The organism is Enterobacter cloacae complex sp. ECL414 (assembly GCF_021869685.1).
Taxonomy (GTDB): Bacteria; Pseudomonadota; Gammaproteobacteria; order Enterobacterales; family Enterobacteriaceae; genus Enterobacter; species Enterobacter kobei.
In genome coordinates, this window is the sequence record NZ_CP091481.1 from 2698008 (window position 1) to 2717392 (window position 19385).

15 protein-coding genes and 2 tRNA genes are annotated in these 19385 nt (G+C 52.6%); 7 read left to right on the plus strand and 10 right to left on the minus strand.

Going from position 1 to position 19385, the window contains the following annotated elements; genetic code table 11:
- Positions 1-428: 428 nt before the first annotated feature.
- The gene (locus L3068_RS13055) at positions 429-1076 is read right to left on the minus strand and encodes a YchE family NAAT transporter (RefSeq protein ID WP_014884164.1); all 648 of its coding nucleotides are present in this window, start codon (positions 1074-1076) and stop codon (positions 429-431) included.
- A 479-nt stretch (positions 1077-1555) separates the two neighbouring features.
- On the opposite strand from L3068_RS13055, the gene adhE reads away from it, so the two are divergent.
- Positions 1556-4234, plus strand: coding sequence for a bifunctional acetaldehyde-CoA/alcohol dehydrogenase (gene adhE, locus L3068_RS13060; RefSeq protein WP_117580374.1), 2679 nt, complete (start codon positions 1556-1558; stop codon positions 4232-4234).
- Between the two features lie 64 nt (positions 4235-4298).
- Here adhE and tdk read toward each other — a convergent pair whose 3' ends face one another.
- On the minus strand, positions 4299-4913 hold the full coding sequence (tdk, locus tag L3068_RS13065; RefSeq protein ID WP_045135478.1) for a thymidine kinase: 615 nt from the start codon (positions 4911-4913) through the stop codon (positions 4299-4301).
- Positions 4914-5463: 550 nt separating this feature from the next.
- On the opposite strand from tdk, the gene hns reads away from it, so the two are divergent.
- Positions 5464-5877, plus strand: a complete 414-nt coding sequence (gene hns / locus L3068_RS13070; protein WP_008502781.1) for a histone-like nucleoid-structuring protein H-NS — start codon at positions 5464-5466, stop codon at positions 5875-5877.
- 200 nt (positions 5878-6077) lie between these two features.
- Here the strand turns inward: hns and galU are convergent, their stop codons facing one another.
- From galU to rssA, 3 genes are all read right to left on the minus strand, one after another.
- A complete protein-coding gene (gene galU, locus L3068_RS13075; protein ID WP_117580376.1) occupies positions 6078-6986 on the minus strand; it encodes a UTP--glucose-1-phosphate uridylyltransferase GalU in 909 nt (302 codons plus the stop codon).
- Between the two features lie 200 nt (positions 6987-7186).
- Positions 7187-8200, minus strand: coding sequence for a two-component system response regulator RssB (rssB, locus tag L3068_RS13080; protein ID WP_014884168.1), 1014 nt, complete (start codon positions 8198-8200; stop codon positions 7187-7189).
- A gap of 91 nt (positions 8201-8291) precedes the next feature.
- On the minus strand, positions 8292-9194 hold the full coding sequence (rssA, locus tag L3068_RS13085; protein WP_117580378.1) for a patatin-like phospholipase RssA: 903 nt from the start codon (positions 9192-9194) through the stop codon (positions 8292-8294).
- A 114-nt stretch (positions 9195-9308) separates the two neighbouring features.
- Between rssA and L3068_RS13090 the strand changes: the two genes are divergently transcribed.
- The 4 genes from L3068_RS13090 (at position 9309) to L3068_RS13105 (ending at position 11018) form a co-directional block, all read left to right on the plus strand.
- Positions 9309-9767 (plus strand): YchJ family protein, encoded by a 459-nt coding sequence (locus tag L3068_RS13090; RefSeq protein WP_023330576.1) that lies wholly within the window; start codon positions 9309-9311, stop codon positions 9765-9767.
- Positions 9768-9813: 46 nt separating this feature from the next.
- On the plus strand, positions 9814-10656 hold the full coding sequence (purU, locus tag L3068_RS13095) for a formyltetrahydrofolate deformylase (RefSeq protein WP_014884171.1): 843 nt from the start codon (positions 9814-9816) through the stop codon (positions 10654-10656).
- A gap of 157 nt (positions 10657-10813) precedes the next feature.
- Positions 10814-10898, plus strand: a tRNA-Tyr gene (locus L3068_RS13100).
- A 35-nt stretch (positions 10899-10933) separates the two neighbouring features.
- Positions 10934-11018, plus strand: a tRNA-Tyr gene (locus L3068_RS13105).
- A 75-nt stretch (positions 11019-11093) separates the two neighbouring features.
- Here the strand turns inward: L3068_RS13105 and L3068_RS13110 are convergent.
- On the minus strand, positions 11094-11537 hold the full coding sequence (locus tag L3068_RS13110) for an Lrp/AsnC family transcriptional regulator (protein WP_032636269.1): 444 nt from the start codon (positions 11535-11537) through the stop codon (positions 11094-11096).
- A 108-nt stretch (positions 11538-11645) separates the two neighbouring features.
- Between L3068_RS13110 and L3068_RS13115 the strand changes: the two genes are divergently transcribed.
- A complete protein-coding gene (locus L3068_RS13115) occupies positions 11646-12542 on the plus strand; it encodes a DMT family transporter (RefSeq protein WP_063433948.1) in 897 nt (298 codons plus the stop codon).
- Here the strand turns inward: L3068_RS13115 and narI are convergent.
- The 4 genes from narI to L3068_RS13135 are packed head-to-tail and all read right to left on the minus strand — an operon-like array spanning position 12539 to position 19198.
- Complete coding sequence (gene narI / locus L3068_RS13120; RefSeq protein ID WP_023330579.1) at positions 12539-13216, minus strand: respiratory nitrate reductase subunit gamma; 678 nt, start codon at positions 13214-13216, stop codon at positions 12539-12541. The genes L3068_RS13115 and narI overlap by 4 nt on opposite strands.
- The gene (gene narJ, locus L3068_RS13125) at positions 13216-13926 is read right to left on the minus strand and encodes a nitrate reductase molybdenum cofactor assembly chaperone (RefSeq protein ID WP_014884175.1); all 711 of its coding nucleotides are present in this window, start codon (positions 13924-13926) and stop codon (positions 13216-13218) included. Before narJ ends, narI begins: the two co-directional genes overlap by 1 nt.
- Entirely contained in the window at positions 13923-15458 is a 1536-nt protein-coding gene (narH, locus tag L3068_RS13130; protein WP_063943228.1) for a nitrate reductase subunit beta, read from the minus strand. Before narH ends, narJ begins: the two co-directional genes overlap by 4 nt.
- Positions 15455-19198: a nitrate reductase subunit alpha gene (locus tag L3068_RS13135; RefSeq protein ID WP_117580380.1), complete on the minus strand. Its 3744-nt coding sequence runs from the start codon at positions 19196-19198 to the stop codon at positions 15455-15457. The genes narH and L3068_RS13135 overlap by 4 nt, the downstream gene beginning before the upstream one ends.
- Between the last annotated feature and the right edge of the window lie 187 nt (positions 19199-19385).

The window sequence follows — 19385 nt, forward strand, 5'->3', positions numbered from 1 at the left end:
AAGTACGTCGTATCGTTGGGGGCAGCCCTGCCAGACATCGAAAGCCGGTAAAAACACCGGGTATTCAATAAGGTAGAGAAAACTTCCTCTACTCGCGCGTCACTGCGCTACTTTTGAGTGATTTTGTACAAAAATTTAACAACTGATCATTATTTAGCACATTCCTCTAAGGGAAAGTTGAAATTACTAATAACATTTCGGTTATCTCTCAGCAAGCCCCAGAGTATCGTGTGAGTAAAATAACAGAGCGTTCGAAGATTTTCTGTGCAGGCGGGATTGTGCGAAATTCATAACCCTTTGAAATAAAAGAGATGAACATTATTAGTAGAATTTATTATGATATGTAAGCATTTCAACTTTAGTTATATGATTTGCTGATATTCACGTAAAAAAAACGGAGCCGTAGCTCCGTTCTTTCATTCGAAATATTAGTGTAGCAAGCCGGGGAAAATGCTTTTAATACCGGTGACAATGAATTCGATCCCTAACGCCATCAACAACAACCCCATAATACGGGTGATGACGTTAATCCCCGTCTGTCCCAGCAAGCGAACCAGCCAGGGCGCCATACGAAATACCCCCCAGCAGCAGAGCGCAAAAACAGCAATGGCGACAGAAAAGCCAATCAGGTGCATGAGGCTATGGTAACGCGTACCCCAGACAATGGTTGAACTGATGGCACCGGGCCCTGCCATCAAGGGTAGCGCCAGCGGAACCACGCCGATACTTTCGCGTATCGCGGTTTCTGACTTCTCCTGCTTGTTCTGTTTGTCCTCGCCCAGCTTACCGCTGATCATCGACATGGCGATGGTCACCACCAGGATCCCACCCGCAATGCGGAAGGAGTCGATGGAGATACCGAAGACCTGGAGAATGGCATCCCCCAGGAAAAGCGAGGTGAGCAAGATGATCGCCACAGACAGGTTAGCGGTGAGATTGGTTTTGTTCCGGGCCGCCGCCGTCTGGTAACTCGTCATACTAATAAAGACAGGAATGATACCCACCGGGTTAACCAGGGCAAACAAACCGATAAAAAATTTGAAATACGTTGGAAAATCAAAGAGCGTTTGGATCACGTTTTGCTCCGCCTTTGCACATGCCCGGGACTGACAATGTTGTCATGAAAAATCGCGCTGAAGATACGCTTTTTATTAGCATACTTCACCAGAAATCTGTGCCAAAACGTTAGCATTTCAGAATGTTAAACATATGTTGAATCATTGATGCCGCCACTTCAAATAGTTACTTAATTAATTAACAGTGGAAAAATATCCATGAAATAACCCTGCTGAAAGGTATCAGCTTGGGGAGAAATTGACGCAGATCATGTTTCCCGTACTCAGAAGTGAGTAATCTTGATTACGCCCCCAGGAAGGTCACCTGTCAAAAAGGGATGATGCTAAGGTAAGGCTCTTTTAGTAAATTAGTGCGCTGGAGCATAAAGTAACCCTTTGTTTTACTTTATGTAACGCAAGTCGTATTGGCACTGTCTATACTGTCTGACGTATCGAGCGCTGGTTTACTAAAAGAGTTTAAACATTATCAGGAGAGCATTATGGCTGTTACTAATATCGCTGAACTGAACGCCCTCGTCGAGCGCGTTAAAAAAGCCCAGCGTGAATATGCCAATTTCACCCAAGAACAGGTTGATAAAATCTTCCGCGCTGCCGCTCTGGCTGCTGCAGATGCTCGAATCCCTCTCGCTAAAATGGCCGTTGCCGAATCTGGCATGGGTATCGTTGAAGATAAAGTGATCAAAAACCACTTTGCTTCAGAGTATATCTACAACGCCTATAAAGATGAGAAAACCTGTGGCGTGCTGTCTGAAGACGACACCTTCGGCACGATCACCATCGCTGAACCTATCGGTATTATCTGCGGTATTGTTCCAACGACTAACCCAACTTCAACGGCTATCTTCAAATCTCTGATCAGCCTGAAGACGCGTAACGCAATTATCTTCTCTCCACATCCACGTGCAAAAGATGCGACCAACAAGGCAGCAGATATCGTTCTGCAGGCTGCGATTGCCGCAGGCGCACCAAAAGATCTGATTGGCTGGATCGACCAACCTTCCGTTGAGCTGTCCAACGCACTGATGCACCATCCTGACATTAACCTGATCCTGGCGACCGGTGGTCCTGGCATGGTTAAAGCTGCATACAGCTCCGGTAAACCTGCCATCGGTGTTGGCGCGGGTAACACCCCTGTTGTTATAGACGAAACTGCTGATATCAAACGTGCCGTTGCTTCTGTACTGATGTCTAAAACCTTCGATAACGGCGTTATCTGTGCATCTGAACAGTCTGTTGTTGTGGTTGATTCCGTATACGACGCTGTACGCGAGCGTTTCGCCAGCCACGGCGGCTACATGCTGCAGGGTAAAGAGCTGAAAGCGGTTCAGGACATCATTCTGAAAAATGGCGCACTGAACGCCGCTATCGTAGGTCAACCCGCCTATAAAATTGCTGAACTCGCAGGCTTTACTGTTCCGGCAACCACCAAGATCCTGATCGGTGAAGTAAAAGTTGTCGACGAAAGCGAGCCGTTTGCTCACGAAAAACTGTCTCCTACGCTTGCCATGTACCGTGCGAAAGATTTTGAAGACGCGGTAGAGAAAGCCGAGAAACTGGTTGCCATGGGCGGTATCGGTCACACCTCTTGCCTGTACACCGACCAGGATAACCAGCCTGAACGTGTTGCTCACTTCGGTCAGATGATGAAAACTGCCCGTATCCTGATTAACACCCCTGCTTCTCAGGGTGGTATCGGTGACCTGTACAACTTCAAACTCGCACCTTCCCTGACTCTGGGTTGTGGTTCCTGGGGTGGTAACTCCATCTCTGAAAACGTTGGTCCAAAACACCTGATCAACAAGAAAACCGTTGCTAAGCGAGCTGAAAACATGTTGTGGCACAAACTTCCGAAATCTATCTACTTCCGCCGTGGCTCTCTGCCAATCGCGCTGGATGAAGTGATTACTGATGGCCACAAACGTGCGCTCATCGTGACTGACCGTTTCCTGTTCAACAACGGCTACGCTGACCAGATCACCTCTGTTCTGAAAGCGTCTGGCGTTGAAACTGAAGTGTTCTTTGAAGTTGAAGCTGACCCAACACTGAGCGTGGTGCGTAAAGGTGCTGAACTGGCGAACTCCTTCAAACCAGATGTGATTATCGCTCTGGGTGGTGGTTCCCCAATGGACGCCGCGAAAATTATGTGGGTTATGTACGAACATCCAGAAACCCACTTCGAAGAACTGGCGCTGCGCTTTATGGACATCCGTAAACGTATCTACAAGTTCCCGAAAATGGGCGTGAAAGCGAAAATGATCGCCGTCACCACCACTTCCGGTACGGGTTCAGAAGTCACGCCATTTGCAGTAGTAACTGACGATGCAACCGGTCAGAAATACCCACTGGCTGACTACGCACTGACCCCAGATATGGCTATCGTTGATGCCAACCTGGTTATGGAAATGCCGAAATCACTGTGTGCCTTCGGTGGTCTGGATGCTGTGACTCACGCTCTGGAAGCTTACGTTTCTGTTCTGGCATCTGAGTTCTCTGACGGTCAGGCTCTGCAGGCACTGAAACTGCTGAAAGAAAACCTGCCAGCGTCTTACAACGAAGGTTCTAAGAACCCTGTAGCGCGCGAACGTGTCCACAGTGCAGCCACTATCGCCGGTATCGCGTTTGCGAACGCCTTCCTGGGTGTTTGCCACTCTATGGCGCACAAACTGGGTTCACAGTTCCACATTCCTCACGGTCTGGCGAACGCCCTGTTGATCAGCAACGTTATCCGTTATAACGCCAACGACAACCCTACCAAGCAGACGGCTTTCAGCCAGTACGACCGTCCGCAAGCGCGCCGTCGTTATGCTGAAATCGCTGACCACCTTGGTCTGAGCGCACCGGGCGACCGCACTGCTGCGAAGATTGAGAAACTGCTGGCATGGCTGGAAAGCCTGAAAGCTGAACTGGGTATTCCTAAATCTATCCGTGAAGCAGGCGTTCAGGAAGCTGACTTCCTCGCTCACGTAGACAAGCTGTCTGAAGATGCATTCGATGACCAGTGTACTGGTGCTAACCCGCGCTACCCACTGATCTCCGAGCTGAAACAGATTCTGCTGGATACCTACTACGGTCGTGAGTTCAAAGAAGGTGACGTTGCTGCTGTGAAAACAGAAGTACCTGTCATTAAAGCTGACAAGAAAGCGAAGAAAAGCGCTTAACTGACAGCCTGATGAAAAAACCCGCCTGGAAGGCGGGTTTTTTTATGTCTGAATACCAAAGAGGTTATTTTCTGTTGTCGTGCTGAATCGCCGTCAGAGAGCCGACTGACAGCGCTTCTTTATAATGCTTACGACAGACCGAGACATAACGTTCATTGCCGCCTATCACCACCTGCTCCCCATCTGCATAAGGTTTTCCGGCCTGATCGAGTCGAAGCACCATGCTGGCTTTACGTCCGCAGAAGCAGATAGTTTTCAGTTCCACGAGCTTATCTGACCAGGCGAGCAGATACTGGCTCCCGGCAAACAGCTCCCCGCGAAAGTCCGTACGCAGTCCGTAGCACAGAACGGGAATATCCAGCTCATCCACCACTTCGGAGAGCGCATGAACCTGTTCACGCGTCAGGAACTGGCTCTCATCAACCAGAACGCAATGAATAGGCTCTGACGCATGCGCAGCGCGGATGTCATTCAGTAGGTCAGATTGCGGGTTAAACAATCTGGCTGGCGAAGACAGGCCTATTCTTGAACTCACCTTTCCGGCACCGAAGCGGTCGTCGATTTCAGCGGTATAAACAACGGTACGCATCCCTCGTTCCTGGTAATTGTATGAGGATTGCAGCAGTGCGGTAGATTTGCCGGCATTCATTGCCGAATAGTAGAAATAAAGCTGTGCCATTGGCCGTAAAACCCTAATCAATGTGTAATATTACCGATGATTCATTGTACCATATTTTGTCTGGTCTTCCGCGACAGGCCGCACAGAAGATGCCTTGCTGAAAGGTGTAAAACAGCTACTTCTGACGAAAATAATCCGTTAAAACAGAGAGTAAAGATAAGCTCATTTGTGAATATGTTATAGGGTGAGCCAAACATAACACTTCTTTTTATAGTGGCATCAGCGTTCATTAAAATTCACTATTTATTAACTATTCCTGCCTTAACACCCCAGCCTGGAACTAATACAAAAGGCTGATATTTATCCGCCGAAACTATAATTCCTGCGGTAAATGTCACAAAAAAAAGATGCAATCGGCGGGGTTAAGCAGGTTAACGTGATAACAAGCGACACACAGTCGAAGAGGAAATTTAAGTTAGCGTAATTAATAATAGCGGCTTTATTTAGTATTTTTTGAATTCCTTACATTCCTGGCTATTGCACAACTGAATTTATGGCTCTATTATTAGGACAACAAACCACCCCCCATTATAAGTTTGAGATTACTACAATGAGCGAAGCACTTAAAATTCTGAACAACATCCGTACTCTTCGTGCGCAGGCAAGAGAATGTACCCTTGAAACGCTCGAAGAAATGCTGGAAAAATTAGAAGTTGTAGTTAATGAACGTCGCGAAGAAGAAAGCGCTGCTGCTGCTGAAATCGAAGAGCGTACTCGTAAACTGCAGCAATATCGTGAAATGCTGATTGCTGATGGTATCGATCCAAATGAATTGCTGAACAGCATGGCTGCAGCTAAAACCGGTACCAAAGCAAAACGCGCTGCGCGTCCTGCTAAATATAGCTACGTTGATGAGAACGGCGAAACTAAAACCTGGACTGGCCAGGGCCGCACTCCTGCTGTAATCAAGAAAGCTATGGATGAGCAAGGTAAACAGCTGGATGACTTCCTGATCAAGGATTAATCACGCCGAATTCAGAAAAATCCCGCTTCTGGCGGGATTTTTTTTGGCCGCAATTTATTACAAACATCCTCTTACACAACGTCATAAAGCGTTATTCATCGATATAGCTATGCTTACAATCAGGCACCCCGGGGCGTTTTATGGGCATAAAAAAACCGGTGGGCAACGCCACACCGGTTTCAGACATTTACACCGGGGGGTTAATTCTTAATACCCATACTCTCATTGAGCCAGGCTTTAAATTCTTCACCCAGTGAATTGTGGCGAATGCCATATTCAACGAAAGCCTGCATATAACCGAGCTTATTACCGCAGTCATGGCTCTTACCTTTCATATGGTAAGCCTCAACGGTCTCTTTCTCGATCAGCATATCGATAGCATCGGTCAGCTGGATTTCATCCCCTGCGCCTGGAGGCGTTTTCGCCAGCAGAGGCCAGATTTCAGCACTCAGGACATAGCGACCCACAACCGCCAGATTAGAAGGCGCTACGTCGGCTTTAGGCTTCTCTACAACGCCAACCATGGGTACGCTTTCGCCGGGTTCAAGGTTAACGCCTTTGCAGTCAACCACGCCGTAAGCCGTCACGTCATCAACAGGCTCAACCATGATCTGGCTGCTACCCGTTTCATCGAAACGCTTGATCATCTCTGCCAGGTTGTCCTGGGAAAGATCGGATTCGTATTCATCCAGAATAACGTCAGGCAGAATAACCGCTACCGGCTCATCACCGACAACCGGGTGTGCACACATCACCGCGTGACCCAGGCCTTTAGCCAGCCCCTGACGCACCTGCATAATGGTGACGTGCGGAGGGCAAATAGACTGAACTTCTTCTAACAGCTGACGCTTAACACGTTTTTCCAGCATGGCTTCGAGTTCAAAACTTGTATCGAAGTGGTTTTCGATAGAGTTTTTTGATGAATGCGTAACCAGCACAATTTCAGTGATGCCGGCTGCAATACACTCATTGACGACATACTGAATTAATGGCTTATCAACCAGAGGCAACATCTCTTTAGGAATCGCCTTAGTTGCTGGTAACATCCTGGTCCCCAATCCCGCTACCGGGATGACGGCCTTTCTGACTTTCGAATTTAGGGCAGCCATTCAAATTCTCCTGATTTGTTCAAGTTTTGAACTTTTATGCAATAAATAACGCGTTGAGTATATCAGCCTCGCCCTGCAGTCCGGGTCTGAAAAGAACGCGTTGCCGATCAATTAGGACAAATACGCATGATTCTGGGCTGCGATAGTAGCACTCCCGAGAAAACAGAGGTAAAGCAATCTTAAAATTACGCTCCAGTTGCTTATTCCGTGGACAACATTAAGCGTAGCCTTCCCCCAGCCCCCCAAATTTGGCACTGCCATGAGGAACAACGGTGGCTAATTTGATTAAGATACGCCGTACCCAGTGTTCCAAGCGGTACACCGTTACTCACCTGAATATGGTGTTCGCCCGTATTCAGTGACGCATTCAGACCTGCTGAAACGAGGATAAGATTTTTTAAACCGCTATGGTAATAACCCACCAGCAGCGGGAACTGTCCCGGTAAATTGGCCTGACGAAAAAGCTGGTTTACTTGTTTGAGTAAACTGCCTAACTCAGGAAGCCGTTGTCCCTGATGCGATAACTGTTCCTGCAATAAACCGTTAAATAGCGCACGAAGTAACAACGCGGCTAATACGCCATTATCCCCTGCACGGGTTACGTCCAGAGAATAAAACGCGAGATCAGAGTCAGACAGTGGCGCAATATCCAGCACCAGCCCAGGCTGGTCAGCCGCCACCAGCTGGCGATAATTTACGCGGCAGTGTGAAATAGTCTGCTGAACGGGTGGCTGAAGTTCTTGCAACAGTTTGGCTGCTGCAGGCGGATCACTTACCAGCGCGTCCCAGTCCTGGAAAAGACGTTCCTCTTCCTCAACGCGGGAATTAAACATATTCGGATAGAGGCACGCTAATACCGTTTCACGTAACCGGTTCAGATCTTTAACGGGTTTAAGCAGGATATCCTGGACGCCAAGGCGCAATGCTTTGGCGATATCCGCCATATTTTCTGTCGCAGAGATCACCAGAATGGGCATCTGGTCACCCTCGTTACGCAGATGTTCAACCAGTTTCAGTCCGTTCATGCGCGGCATCGCGATATCGCAAATCATCAGATCGGGCGCAATGCTGGTCATTTTTTCCAGCGCGTCGATGCCATCTTCAGCCAGTAACGTGTTTGCGCCCAGTGAGGATAACCATGAATCCAGTAGCGATCGGAAAACGGGCTCGTCTTCAACAATCAAAATGTGTTTTCCGGCCAATGGCTGCGTCATGGTTCCTCCCCTGGCTGATAGTTACTAAATAGTGGCATGCTATCGGTACTATCGCCTGTCAGATTTTGCTGAAGTAGTCAAAAAAAGGTGCTTAACGTGCTGTTCGCACAAAAGGCAGCAACTCGTCTATTTTCTTTTCGACGGCTAATGAGCCCGCTGCGATGGCGGCCTCAGCCCGATGGAAATCAAGGGTAGAGATTTGTGGACAGTATGGCTGAATAAGAATATCCGGAGGATCGCCAGCCATACGGTTACGTTTAAGGCGATTCTCAAGAACCTGAATAGAGGTGGTCATGATTTCCATCGCCGTCGGTGCGGCGACCGAGCGTCGTGCGGCCAGACGCCCAATCCTTCCACGCAAACGCGCGTGCCAGGCAAGCTTCTCGCCTTCGGCATCTTCGCTCTGGAGATTGACCGGCATAAGGTCTTGCTGCATCAGGTGAGCATCGTGCTGCAAATCCACGGCAATCACGATATCGGCCCCCATGGCACGCGTCAGAGAGATGGGAACAGGATTAACGACGCCACCATCGACAAGCCAATAACCGTTACGGGGGACAGGTGCCATAAGCCCGGGAATGCTGCATGAGGCACGCACCGCAAGGTGAATATCTCCTTCGGTCAGCCAGAGTTCGCGTCCGGTGCTGAGATTCGTCGCGACGGCACCGAAAGGCATCTGACAATCCGTGAAGTCCTGAAGAGGCATAACCTGGCGGAACTGGTTAAAGACGCGTTCGCCGCGCAACAGTCCACCGCGCTGCCAGGAGAGATCCATCAGGCGAAGCACGTCCCAGTAGCTGAAGGAACGTACCCAGGTTTCGAGTTCCGGGAGTTTGCCGCACGCATACGCGGAGCCGACAAGCGATCCTATGGAACATCCCGCAACGATATCGACGTCAATGCCCATCTTGTTTAAGGCATTAATCACGCCGATGTGGGACCATCCCCGGGCTGCACCTGAGCCCAGCGCCAGTCCAATTTTAACCTTTCTCATTAGCCCTGTTTTACTTCCCCTGGATTCCTGACATAGCGTCAACGCAACAGCTCAGTTAACATAGTGCTACCCGAGGCGTTTAACGCCCTTATTTTTTATTCCAGGAAGAGAATCGTGTCTCAACTCTGCCCCTGTGGTAGCGCTCTGGAGTATAGCCTATGTTGCCAGCGATATCTTTCTGGCAATCAGGTTGCACCGGACCCGTCACACCTCATGCGTTCACGGTATACTGCTTTTGTGATCAAAGACGCAGACTACCTGATAAAAACCTGGCACCCATCCTGCCACGCCGCCGACTTCAGACAAGAGATCGAAGCCGGGTTTACTCATACCCAATGGCTAGGACTTACCGTCTTTGAATCGTCACCCGGCAGTCACGACGACGAAGGCTTTGTCAGCTTTGTCGCCCGCTTTACCGAGAACAATAAACCTGGCGCCATTATCGAGCGTTCCCGGTTCTTAAAGGAAAGCGGGCAATGGTATTATATTGACGGTACGCGCCCACAGTTTGGTCGTAACGATCCCTGCCCTTGTGGTTCAGGTAAAAAATTTAAAAAGTGTTGCGGGCAGTAACGCCTGACAACCCAGACTTCGCAAATACAAACAGGATTTCCCGGCGATGCAATCATTACAACGTAAAGTTCTGCGCACTATCTGTCCCGATCAAAAAGGGCTGATCGCACGAATTACCAACATTTGCTACAAACATGAACTGAATATCGTGCAGAACAACGAGTTCGTTGACCACCGTACCGGTCGTTTCTTCATGCGAACCGAACTGGAAGGTATTTTCAACGACACCACCCTGCTTGCCGATCTGGACAGCGCGCTGCCGGAAGGTTCAGTGCGTGAGCTGAATCCAGCGGGCCGTCGCCGCGTTGTGATTCTGGTGACGAAAGAAGCTCACTGCCTGGGCGATCTGTTAATGAAAGCCAATTACGGCGGTCTGGATGTTGAAATCGCCGCGGTTATCGGCAACCACGAGACCCTGCGTACGCTGGTTGAACGGTTTGATATTCCGTTTGAACTGGTGAGCCATGAAGGCCATACCCGTGAAGAGCATGACAACCTGATGGCTGAAGCCATTGAAGCGCATAATCCGGACTACGTGGTGCTGGCGAAATATATGCGCGTGCTGACGCCCTCTTTCGTGGCGCGTTTCCCGAACAAGATCATCAATATTCACCACTCATTCCTGCCAGCCTTCATTGGTGCCCGCCCTTACCATCAGGCGTACGAGCGCGGCGTGAAGATCATCGGCGCGACCGCGCACTACGTGAATGACAATCTGGACGAAGGCCCAATCATCATGCAGGACGTCATTCACGTGGATCACACCTACACGGCTGAAGACATGATGCGCGCAGGCCGCGACGTTGAGAAAAATGTGTTAAGCCGTGCGCTGTATCAGGTGCTGGCACAGCGTGTCTTTGTCTACGGTAACAGAACGATTATTCTTTAATCGACAATGAAATGAACTGGTTAGCTTTCCAGCTTTGCGCGTAAAAATCAGGCAACCAGTTTATTTTTATTGTGGTAACGCTTTACAGGGGCGTGTCATTTGATATGATGCGCCCCGCTTCCAGCAGGAAGCGGGCCAGTAAATAGCATTACCCCGTGGTGGGGTTCCCGAGCGGCCAAAGGGAGCAGACTGTAAATCTGCCGTCATCGACTTCGAAGGTTCGAATCCTTCCCCCACCACCATCTCTCAGCATTACCTCAAAATGTGAATTACCCCTGGTGGGGTTCCCGAGCGGCCAAAGGGAGCAGACTGTAAATCTGCCGTCATCGACTTCGAAGGTTCGAATCCTTCCCCCACCACCATCATTCCCCAACATAAAAAACCGAATCCGCCGTTGTAGGCCGGGTAAGGCGCAGCCGCCACCCGGCGACAGGCAGCTACATCGGTGGCAATCGTCGCTTCACCGGCGAACTCTTCACAATCGACGTATTACACTGCGCATGTTCCGCCAGCCCGTCCAGCAACACATCCAGTTGCTCTATCGAGCGCACCACCAGCCTGATCACGAAGCAATCTTCCCCGGTCACTTTGTCGCTCTCAATACACTCCGGCATCGCCTGAATGTACTTATCGACTTTATGCAGCAACCCAGGCAGCGGCCGCACGCGCACCAGCGCCTGCAGCGTATATCCCAACGCCGCCAGATTCACCCGCGCACGATATCCTTGAATCACACCGCGTTCTTCCAGCCTTTTCAGCCGTTCCGCCGTGCTGGGTGAGGTCAAACCGATACGGCCACTGAGCACCTTCAGCGACATGCGCGCATCTTCAACCAGGCAGGTTAATATGTGTCTGTCGATCTCATCGAGAAGGTTTTCCATCGATTTTGCCTCATTTTAAAAAGTCATCACTCTCTTTCACCTTATATCACCCCTGTAAAACCCGACAGCGATTTTCGACAATAAGGTCATTAAATCAGGAGGTGGATAATGCGTGATTTCCATAAAGGCGTCTGGCAAATGAGCCTGGCGATGTTAATTTCCGGCTCTATCGGTGCGTTTGTTTTACTCTCCGGTCTGCCCGTCACGGAAGTGGTCTTCTGGCGCTGTCTTATTGGGGCCATAACACTTTTTATTTTTATCCGGGTCAGTCAAAAGCCCTTTAGTCCCCTCAGCCGCACCACGCTGATGCTGGCGATTCTCGGGGGTGTGGCATTAGTTGTGAACTGGCTACTGCTTTTCGCCGCTTACGAACGTATCTCTATTGGCCTGTCTACCGTGGTATATAACACCCAGCCGTTTATGCTGGTATTGATGGGGATGTTTTTAGGTGAGCGCGTCAGCCTGGTAAAATGGGGCTGGCTGTTCCTCGCCTTTGGCGGAGTGGTGATATTGCTCTCCAGCGAGCTGACCGGAGCCCATAACAGTAAATGGCTCGCAGGGGTTGGTCTGGCCATGGCCGCGGCCTTCTTCTATGCGCTGACGGCAATCATTGCGCGCAAACTCAAAACAATCGCCCCACAGCATATCGCTTTTATCCAGGTGCTGACCGGCGTGGTGATGCTGCTGCCTTTTGCCAGCCAGCCGTCGCTCTCCGGCGATTTTCCCTGGCCGATCTTGCTGACGCTGGGCATCGTCCATACCGGTATTATGTATCAACTGCTGTATAGCGCGATCCAGAAACTGCCAACGCCGGTGACCGGCTCCCTGTCGTTTATCTATCCGGTGGTGGCAATTATTGTAGATAATCTGGTGTTCGGACACGCATTGAACCTGACGCAGCTGGCGGGTGGCGCGTTAATCCTGTTTGCCGCGGCGGGCAACAACCTGGGCTGGGGCGAAAAAAAACCCCGCGAGTGCGGGGTTGGTATTAAAACGGTGAATTAGCGACGGGCACGCACAATCTGATACTTGCGCGTCAGGTACTCCACCGGCGCGCTCCAGATGTGTACCAGACGGGAGAACGGGAACAGCACAAACAGCGTCATCCCCAGCACCAGGTGAACGCGGAAGATAAACGCCACGCCGTCCAGGTGTTCGGACGCGCCACCGTGGAAAGTCACCACGGACTGCGCCCAGCCGACCAGCTTCATCATTTCACTGCCGTCCATATGCTGCGCCGAGAACGGAATGGTCAGCAGACCCAGCGCGCATTGCACCACCAGCAGGGAAAGGATCAGGATGTCCGCCGCGGTGGTCGTTGCCCGCACACGCGGGCTGAACAGACGACGTTTCAACAACAGCAGGCCCCCGACGAGGGTCATCACGCCGCAGGCACCGCCCGCGATCATCGCCATCTTCTGTTTCACCTCAATCGGCAGCCACGCTTCGTACATCCAGTGCGGGGTCAGCATCCCGAGGAAGTGCCCGGCAAAAATCCCGAGGATCCCGATATGAAACAGGTTAGACGCGACGTGCATCCCCTTACGATCCAGCATCTGGCTGGAGGCAGCACGCCAGGTGTACTGGCCGTAGTCATAACGCAGCCAGCTTCCCACCAGGAACACGGTGCCCGCGATATACGGGTAAATGTCAAAGAAGAACATATTCAGGAAGTGCATTAGTGCCGTCCTCCGTTAGAGATATCCAAATATTGCGGAGCGACCGCCCCGGCAAAACGACGCTGGTGAGCGGAGATTTCAGACTCGCCGCAGCTCTGCTCAGCAAAGAATTTCACCTGCTCTTCCTCCCAGACCGCATCCAGCGCTTGCGGGGTATCATCGCGGGCTTCATCCGCGATTTTCTCCGCCACTTTTTCACTGTCGACAGCGGCGTTTGCCAGCTTCATCAGCAGGTCGAACAGCACCGCATAGCGGCTCTCACGCTGCTGAAGACGCGCGCTGAGCAACGCCAGGATCGGCGCGATGTCCTGCAGACCGCCCAGCGCCTCGTCTTTCGGCAGTTGAGCCAGATACTCCAGGTACAGCGGCAGATGGTCCGGCAGCTCGCGGCTGTCGAGCATCAGGCCGTGCTGCTCGTACTGTGCCATCAGGTCCACCATCGCCTGACCCCGGTCGCGGGATTCACCATGAACGTGTTCGAACAGCAGTAACGACGTTGCACGGCCACGGTCAAACAGCTGGCTGTAGTCCGCCTGCGCGTCGAGCAGATCGCGCGCTAACAGGTCGCGGAGGAAAACGCCCAGCGTCTGGGCATCCTCTTTATCCAGGTTTTCAGATGAAGCGAGTGCATCAAAAAGCTCCTGCTGATGCTGCGCAAGCGCAGCATCCGGATACTCGAGCAGACGCGAAACAATGACGAGTTCAATCATTGGTGCGGCTCCGTTTTGCTGGTCACATCCATGGCGTCGATGCGGCGGCTGTTAAACAGGTTGAATTTGCTGTCTGACCCATGGCAACCGTCGCCAAAACTAAAGCCACAGCCATTTTTCTCCGGGAAGGCCTCGCGAGCCAGTTCACGGTGGCTGCTCGGCACCACGAAACGGTCTTCATAGTTGGCAATTGCCAGGTAGCGGTACATCTCCTGGGCCTGCGCTTCAGTCAGACCGACCTCGTCCAGCGCGCGGGTATCGTTAACGCCATCAACGGTTTCCGCACGCTTAAAGTGACGCATCGCCAGCATACGTTTCAGCGCCAGCAGTACCGGCTGGGTATCCCCTGCGGTCAGCAGGTTTGCCAGATACTGAACCGGGATACGCAGGCTCTCGACGTCCGGCAGAATGCCGTTGCTGCCCAGCTCGCCTGCATCGGCAGCAGACTGGATTGGCGACAGCGGCGGCACGTACCAGACCATCGGCAGCGTGCGGTATTCCGGATGAAGCGGCAGAGCCAGCTTCCAGTCCATCGCCATTTTATACACCGGCGACTGCTGCGCCGCGTCGATAACGCTCTGTGGAATACCGTCCTTCAGCGCCTGCTCAATGACTTTCGGATCGTTCGGGTCAAGGAACACGTCAAGCTGACGCTGATACAGATCTTTCTCGTTCTCGGTACTCGCGGCATTTTCAATCGCGTCTGCGTCATACAGCAGCACGCCGAGGTAGCGGATACGGCCTACGCAGCTTTCGGAGCAGACGGTTGGCATACCTGCTTCGATACGCGGGTAGCAGAAGATGCACTTCTCTGATTTCCCGCTCTTCCAGTTGAAGTAGATTTTTTTGTACGGGCAGCCGGTGATGCACATACGCCAGCCGCGGCATTTGTCCTGGTCGATCAGGACGATGCCGTCCTCTTCACGCTTGTAGATGGCGCCGCTTGGGCAGGTCGCCACGCACGCCGGGTTCAGGCAGTGCTCGCAAAGGCGCGGCAGATACATCATGAAGGTGTTTTCGAACTGGCCGTACATCGCCTTCTGCATGTTCTCGAAGTTCTGGTCTTTGGCGCGTTTTTCGAACTCGCCGCCCAGAATCTCCTCCCAGTTTGGACCGCTGGTAATTTTGTCCATGCGCTTGCCGGTGATCAGCGAGCGAGGACGCGCGATCGGCTGGTGTTTACTTTCCGGCGCGTTGTGCAGGTTCTGGTAGTCATAGTCAAACGGCTCGTAGTAATCCTCAATGCCCGGCAGATGCGGGTTAGCGAAGATTTTCCCCAGAAGCATCGCGCGGTTACCCATGCGCGGCTGCAGCTTGCCGTTGATTTTACGGATCCAACCGCCCTTCCACTTCTCCTGGTTTTCCCAGTCGGTCGGGAAGCCGGTACCCGGCTTGCTTTCCACGTTGTTGAACCAGGCGTACTCCATACCTTCACGGCTGGTCCAGACGTTTTTACAGGTGACCGAGCAGGTGTGACAGCCGATGCATTTATCCAGATTCAGCACCATGCCGACTTGTGAACGAATTTTCATTTTACGCTCTCCTGTACCTGGTCATTACCTTCGCCGTCTAACCAGTTAATGTTCTTCATCTTACGTACCACCACGAACTCATCGCGGTTCGATCCTACTGTGCCGTAGTAGTTAAAGCCGTAGGCCAGCTGCGCATAGCCCCCGATCATATGGGTCGGCTTCGGCGTAATACGGGTCACGGAGTTGTGGATCCCGCCGCGCTGTTCGGTGATTTCTGACCCCGGCAGGTTAACGATACGTTCCTGCGCGTGGTACATCATGGTCATCCCGGCCGGTACGCGCTGGCTCACCACCGCACGCGCCGTCAGGGCACCGTTGCTGTTAAACACCTCGATCCAGTCGTTATCTTCAATACCCAGATCTTTGGCATCCGTCTCGCTCATCCAGACAATCGGACCGCCGCGCGAAAGCGTCAGCATCAGCAGGTTGTCGCTATAGGTCGAGTGGATCCCCCACTTCTGGTGCGGCGTCAGGAAGTTCAGCGCCTTTTCAGGGTTACCGTTGGATTTCGCGCCCATAACAGCGGTTACGGAGCGGGTGTCGATTGGCGGACGGTACACCAGCAGGCTTTCACCGAAGTCACGCATCCACTGGTGATCCTGATACAGGGACTGACGACCGGACAGCGTGCGCCATGGGATCAACTCGTGAACGTTGGTGTAACCGGCGTTATAGGAGACATGCTCATCTTCAAGTCCTGACCAGGTCGGGCTGGAGATAATCTTGCGCGGCTGGGCCTGAATATCGCGGAAGCGGATTTTCTCTTCCTCTTTATTCGTTGCCAGATGCGTGTGGTCACGACCGGTAAACTCGCTCAGCGCTGCCCACGCCTTCACCGCCACATGGCCGTTTGTTTCCGGCGCCAGGGTCAGGATCATCTCTGCGGCATCAATCGCCGTGTTCAGCATTGGCTGGCCTTTCGCCGGGCCGTCCGCTTTGGTGTAATTGAGCTTACGCAGCAGATCCATTTCGCTCTGGGTATTCCAGGCAATCCCTTTCCCGCCGTTACCGATTTTCTCCATCAGCGGACCGATAGAGGTAAATCGCTCGTACGTCGCCGGGTAATCACGCTCCACCGGAATGATGTGCGGCGCGGTCACGCCCGGGATCAGGTCACATTCGCCTTTTTTCCAGTCTTTGACGTCCAGCGGCTGCGCCAGCTCTGCCGCGGAGTCGTGCTGGATTGGCAGCGTCACCACGTCGGTCTCTTTGCCCAGATGCCCGACGCACACTTCAGAGAATTTCTTCGCGATATCTTTGTAGATATCCCAGTCGCTTTTCGACTCCCACGCCGGGTCAACCGCGGCAGACAGCGGATGAATAAACGGATGCATATCCGAGGTATTCATGTCGTCTTTTTCGTACCAGGTCGCGGTTGGCAGCACGATATCGGAATACAGGCAGGTACTGGACAGACGGAAGTCGAGGGTCACCACCAGATCCAGCTTGCCGTCCAGACCGTTGTCTTTCCATTCCACCTCTTCCGGCTTCACGCCACCCTGCTTGCCGAGATCTTTCCCCTGGATACCGTTCTCGGTACCGAGCAGGTATTTCAGCATGTACTCGTGACCTTTACCGGACGAGCCCAGCAGGTTGGAGCGCCAGATGAACAGGTTACGCGGATGGTTTTTGCCGTTCTCTGGCTGTTCAGCCGCGAAACGGATTGAGCCGTCTTTCAGGGACTTAACGGTGTAATCCACCGGTGACATTCCTGCTTTTTTCGCCTCTTTCGCGATGCGCAGCGGGTTAGTCCCCAGCTGCGGCGCAGACGGCAGCCAGCCCATGCGCTCAGCGCGGACGTTGAAGTCAATCAGGTGGCCGCTGTAGCGGGATTTATCCGCCATTGGCGACAGCAATTCCTGCGCGGTAACCGTCTCGTAGCGCCACTGGCTGGAGTGGTTATAGAAGTACGAGGTACTGTTCATGTGACGTGCAGGACGCTGCCAGTCAAGAGCAAACGCCAGCGGCTGCCAGCCGGTCTGCGGACGCAGTTTTTCCTGGCCTACGTAGTGGGCCCAACCGCCGCCGCTCTGACCGACACAGCCGCAGAAGATCAGCATGTTGATCAGGCCACGATAGTTCATATCGAGGTGATACCAGTGGTTCAGACCCGCGCCGACGATGATCATTGAGCGACCGTGCGTCTTATCCGCGTTTTCTGCAAATTCACGGGCGATACGGGTAATCTGTGCGCGAGGAACGCCGGTGATCTGCTCCGCCCATGCCGGGGTGTAGGCTTTTACGTCGTCATAGCTGGTTGCGCAGTTTTCATCATTCAGACCCCGTTCCAGACCGTAGTTCGCCATGGTCAAATCGTAAACGGTAGTGACGAGCGCCGTTGAGCCATCAGCCAGCTGCAGGCGTTTAACCGGCAGTTTATGCATCAGAACATTTTTCAGTTCAACCTTGTTGAAGTGCTCTGATCCTTCGCCTCCAAAGTACGGGAAGCCGACCTCGGCGATCTCGTCCTGGCTGCCCAGCATGCTGAGACGCAGTTCCGTCTCTTCACCGGTGGTACCGTTACGCTGTTCGAGGTTCCACTTGCCCTTCTCACCCCAGCGGAAGCCGATAGAGCCGTTAGGTGCCACCAGCTCGCCGTTGCTGTTATACGCAACGGTTTTCCATTCAGGGTTATTTTCCTGGCCCAGCGCGTCCACCAGATCGGCGGCGCGCAGCGTACGGCCAGCGGCGTAGTAACCGTCACGCTCTTCCAGCATCACCAGCATCGGCATGTCGGTGTAGCGACGTACATAGTCTGAGAAATACTGGCTTGGTTTATCGAGGTGGAATTCGCGCAGCATAACGTGGCCCATCGCCATCGCCATCGCGGCGTCGGTACCCTGTTTCGGTGCCAGCCACAGATCACACAGTTTGGCAATTTCCGCGTAGTCCGGGGTGATCGCAACGGTTTTGGTCCCTTTGTAGCGGACTTCGGTAAAGAAGTGCGCGTCCGGGGTACGGGTCTGCGGAACGTTAGAGCCCCAGGCGATGAGGTAGCTTGAGTTGTACCAGTCAGCAGATTCCGGCACGTCGGTTTGCTCGCCCCATGTCTGCGGAGACGCAGGCGGCAGGTCGCAGTACCAGTCGTAGAAGCTCAGACAGGTGCCGCCGATCAGTGACAGATAGCGCGCGCCGGAGGCGTAAGAGACCATCGACATCGCCGGGATCGGCGAGAAGCCTGCCACGCGGTCAGGGCCGTAGGTTTTGACAGTGTAGACGTTAGAGGCGGCAATCAGCTCGTTCACCTCTTTCCAGGAGGAACGAACAAAGCCACCGCGGCCGCGAGCCTGCTTAAAGCTTTTCGCTTTATCCGCATCTTCGATGATGGACGCCCAGGCATCAACCGGATCGCTGTGCTGCACTTTCGCTTCACGCCACATTTTCATCAGACGCTTACGCATCAGCGGGTATTTCAGACGGTTAGCGCTATAGAGATACCAGGAGTAGCTGGCGCCACGCGGGCAGCCGCGCGGTTCGTGGTTCGGCATATCCGGGCGGGTGCGCGGATAGTCGGTCTGCTGCATTTCCCATGTCACCAGACCGTTTTTAACGAAAATCTTCCAGCTACATGAGCCAGTGCAGTTTACGCCGTGGGTAGAACGGACAACTTTGTCATGCTGCCAGCGTTGACGGTAACCGTCTTCCCAGTCCCGGTTGGTATCCAGAACCTGGCCGTGCCCATCGGCAAAAGTTTCACCCTTCTGTTTGAAGTAGCGAAACCGGTCCAAAAATTTGCTCATCGGGTATCTCCTGTGTGGAGCCTGTGGCTCTCTAAATCGACATTGCTGATTTGCAGCGAAGGTAACGCTCTGAAAGAGGAGGAGAATTGATAACGATCAAGACGACGAGGGACTTTCAGGGGTGGGGTTAGGCCAAATACCACCAAAGCGGTAGATTTTAAAAATTCATAATAATATGATTTTTAAT

Excerpts from the sequence above, each read along its gene's own strand:
- adhE (WP_117580374.1), top strand. The coding sequence starts at position 1,556 with ATGGCTGTTACTAATATCGCTGAACTGAACGCCCTCGTCGAGCGCGTT.
- tdk (WP_045135478.1), bottom strand. The coding sequence starts at position 4,913 with ATGGCACAGCTTTATTTCTACTATTCGGCAATGAATGCCGGCAAATCT.
- hns (WP_008502781.1), top strand. The coding sequence starts at position 5,464 with ATGAGCGAAGCACTTAAAATTCTGAACAACATCCGTACTCTTCGTGCG.
- galU (WP_117580376.1), bottom strand. The coding sequence starts at position 6,986 with ATGGCTGCCCTAAATTCGAAAGTCAGAAAGGCCGTCATCCCGGTAGCG.
- rssB (WP_014884168.1), bottom strand. The coding sequence starts at position 8,200 with ATGACGCAGCCATTGGCCGGAAAACACATTTTGATTGTTGAAGACGAG.
- rssA (WP_117580378.1), bottom strand. The coding sequence starts at position 9,194 with ATGAGAAAGGTTAAAATTGGACTGGCGCTGGGCTCAGGTGCAGCCCGG.
- purU (WP_014884171.1), top strand. The coding sequence starts at position 9,814 with ATGCAATCATTACAACGTAAAGTTCTGCGCACTATCTGTCCCGATCAA.
- L3068_RS13110 (WP_032636269.1), bottom strand. The coding sequence starts at position 11,537 with ATGGAAAACCTTCTCGATGAGATCGACAGACACATATTAACCTGCCTG.
- L3068_RS13115 (WP_063433948.1), top strand. The coding sequence starts at position 11,646 with ATGCGTGATTTCCATAAAGGCGTCTGGCAAATGAGCCTGGCGATGTTA.
- narI (WP_023330579.1), bottom strand. The coding sequence starts at position 13,216 with ATGCACTTCCTGAATATGTTCTTCTTTGACATTTACCCGTATATCGCG.
- narJ (WP_014884175.1), bottom strand. The coding sequence starts at position 13,926 with ATGATTGAACTCGTCATTGTTTCGCGTCTGCTCGAGTATCCGGATGCT.
- narH (WP_063943228.1), bottom strand. The coding sequence starts at position 15,458 with ATGAAAATTCGTTCACAAGTCGGCATGGTGCTGAATCTGGATAAATGC.
- L3068_RS13135 (WP_117580380.1), bottom strand. The coding sequence starts at position 19,198 with ATGAGCAAATTTTTGGACCGGTTTCGCTACTTCAAACAGAAGGGTGAA.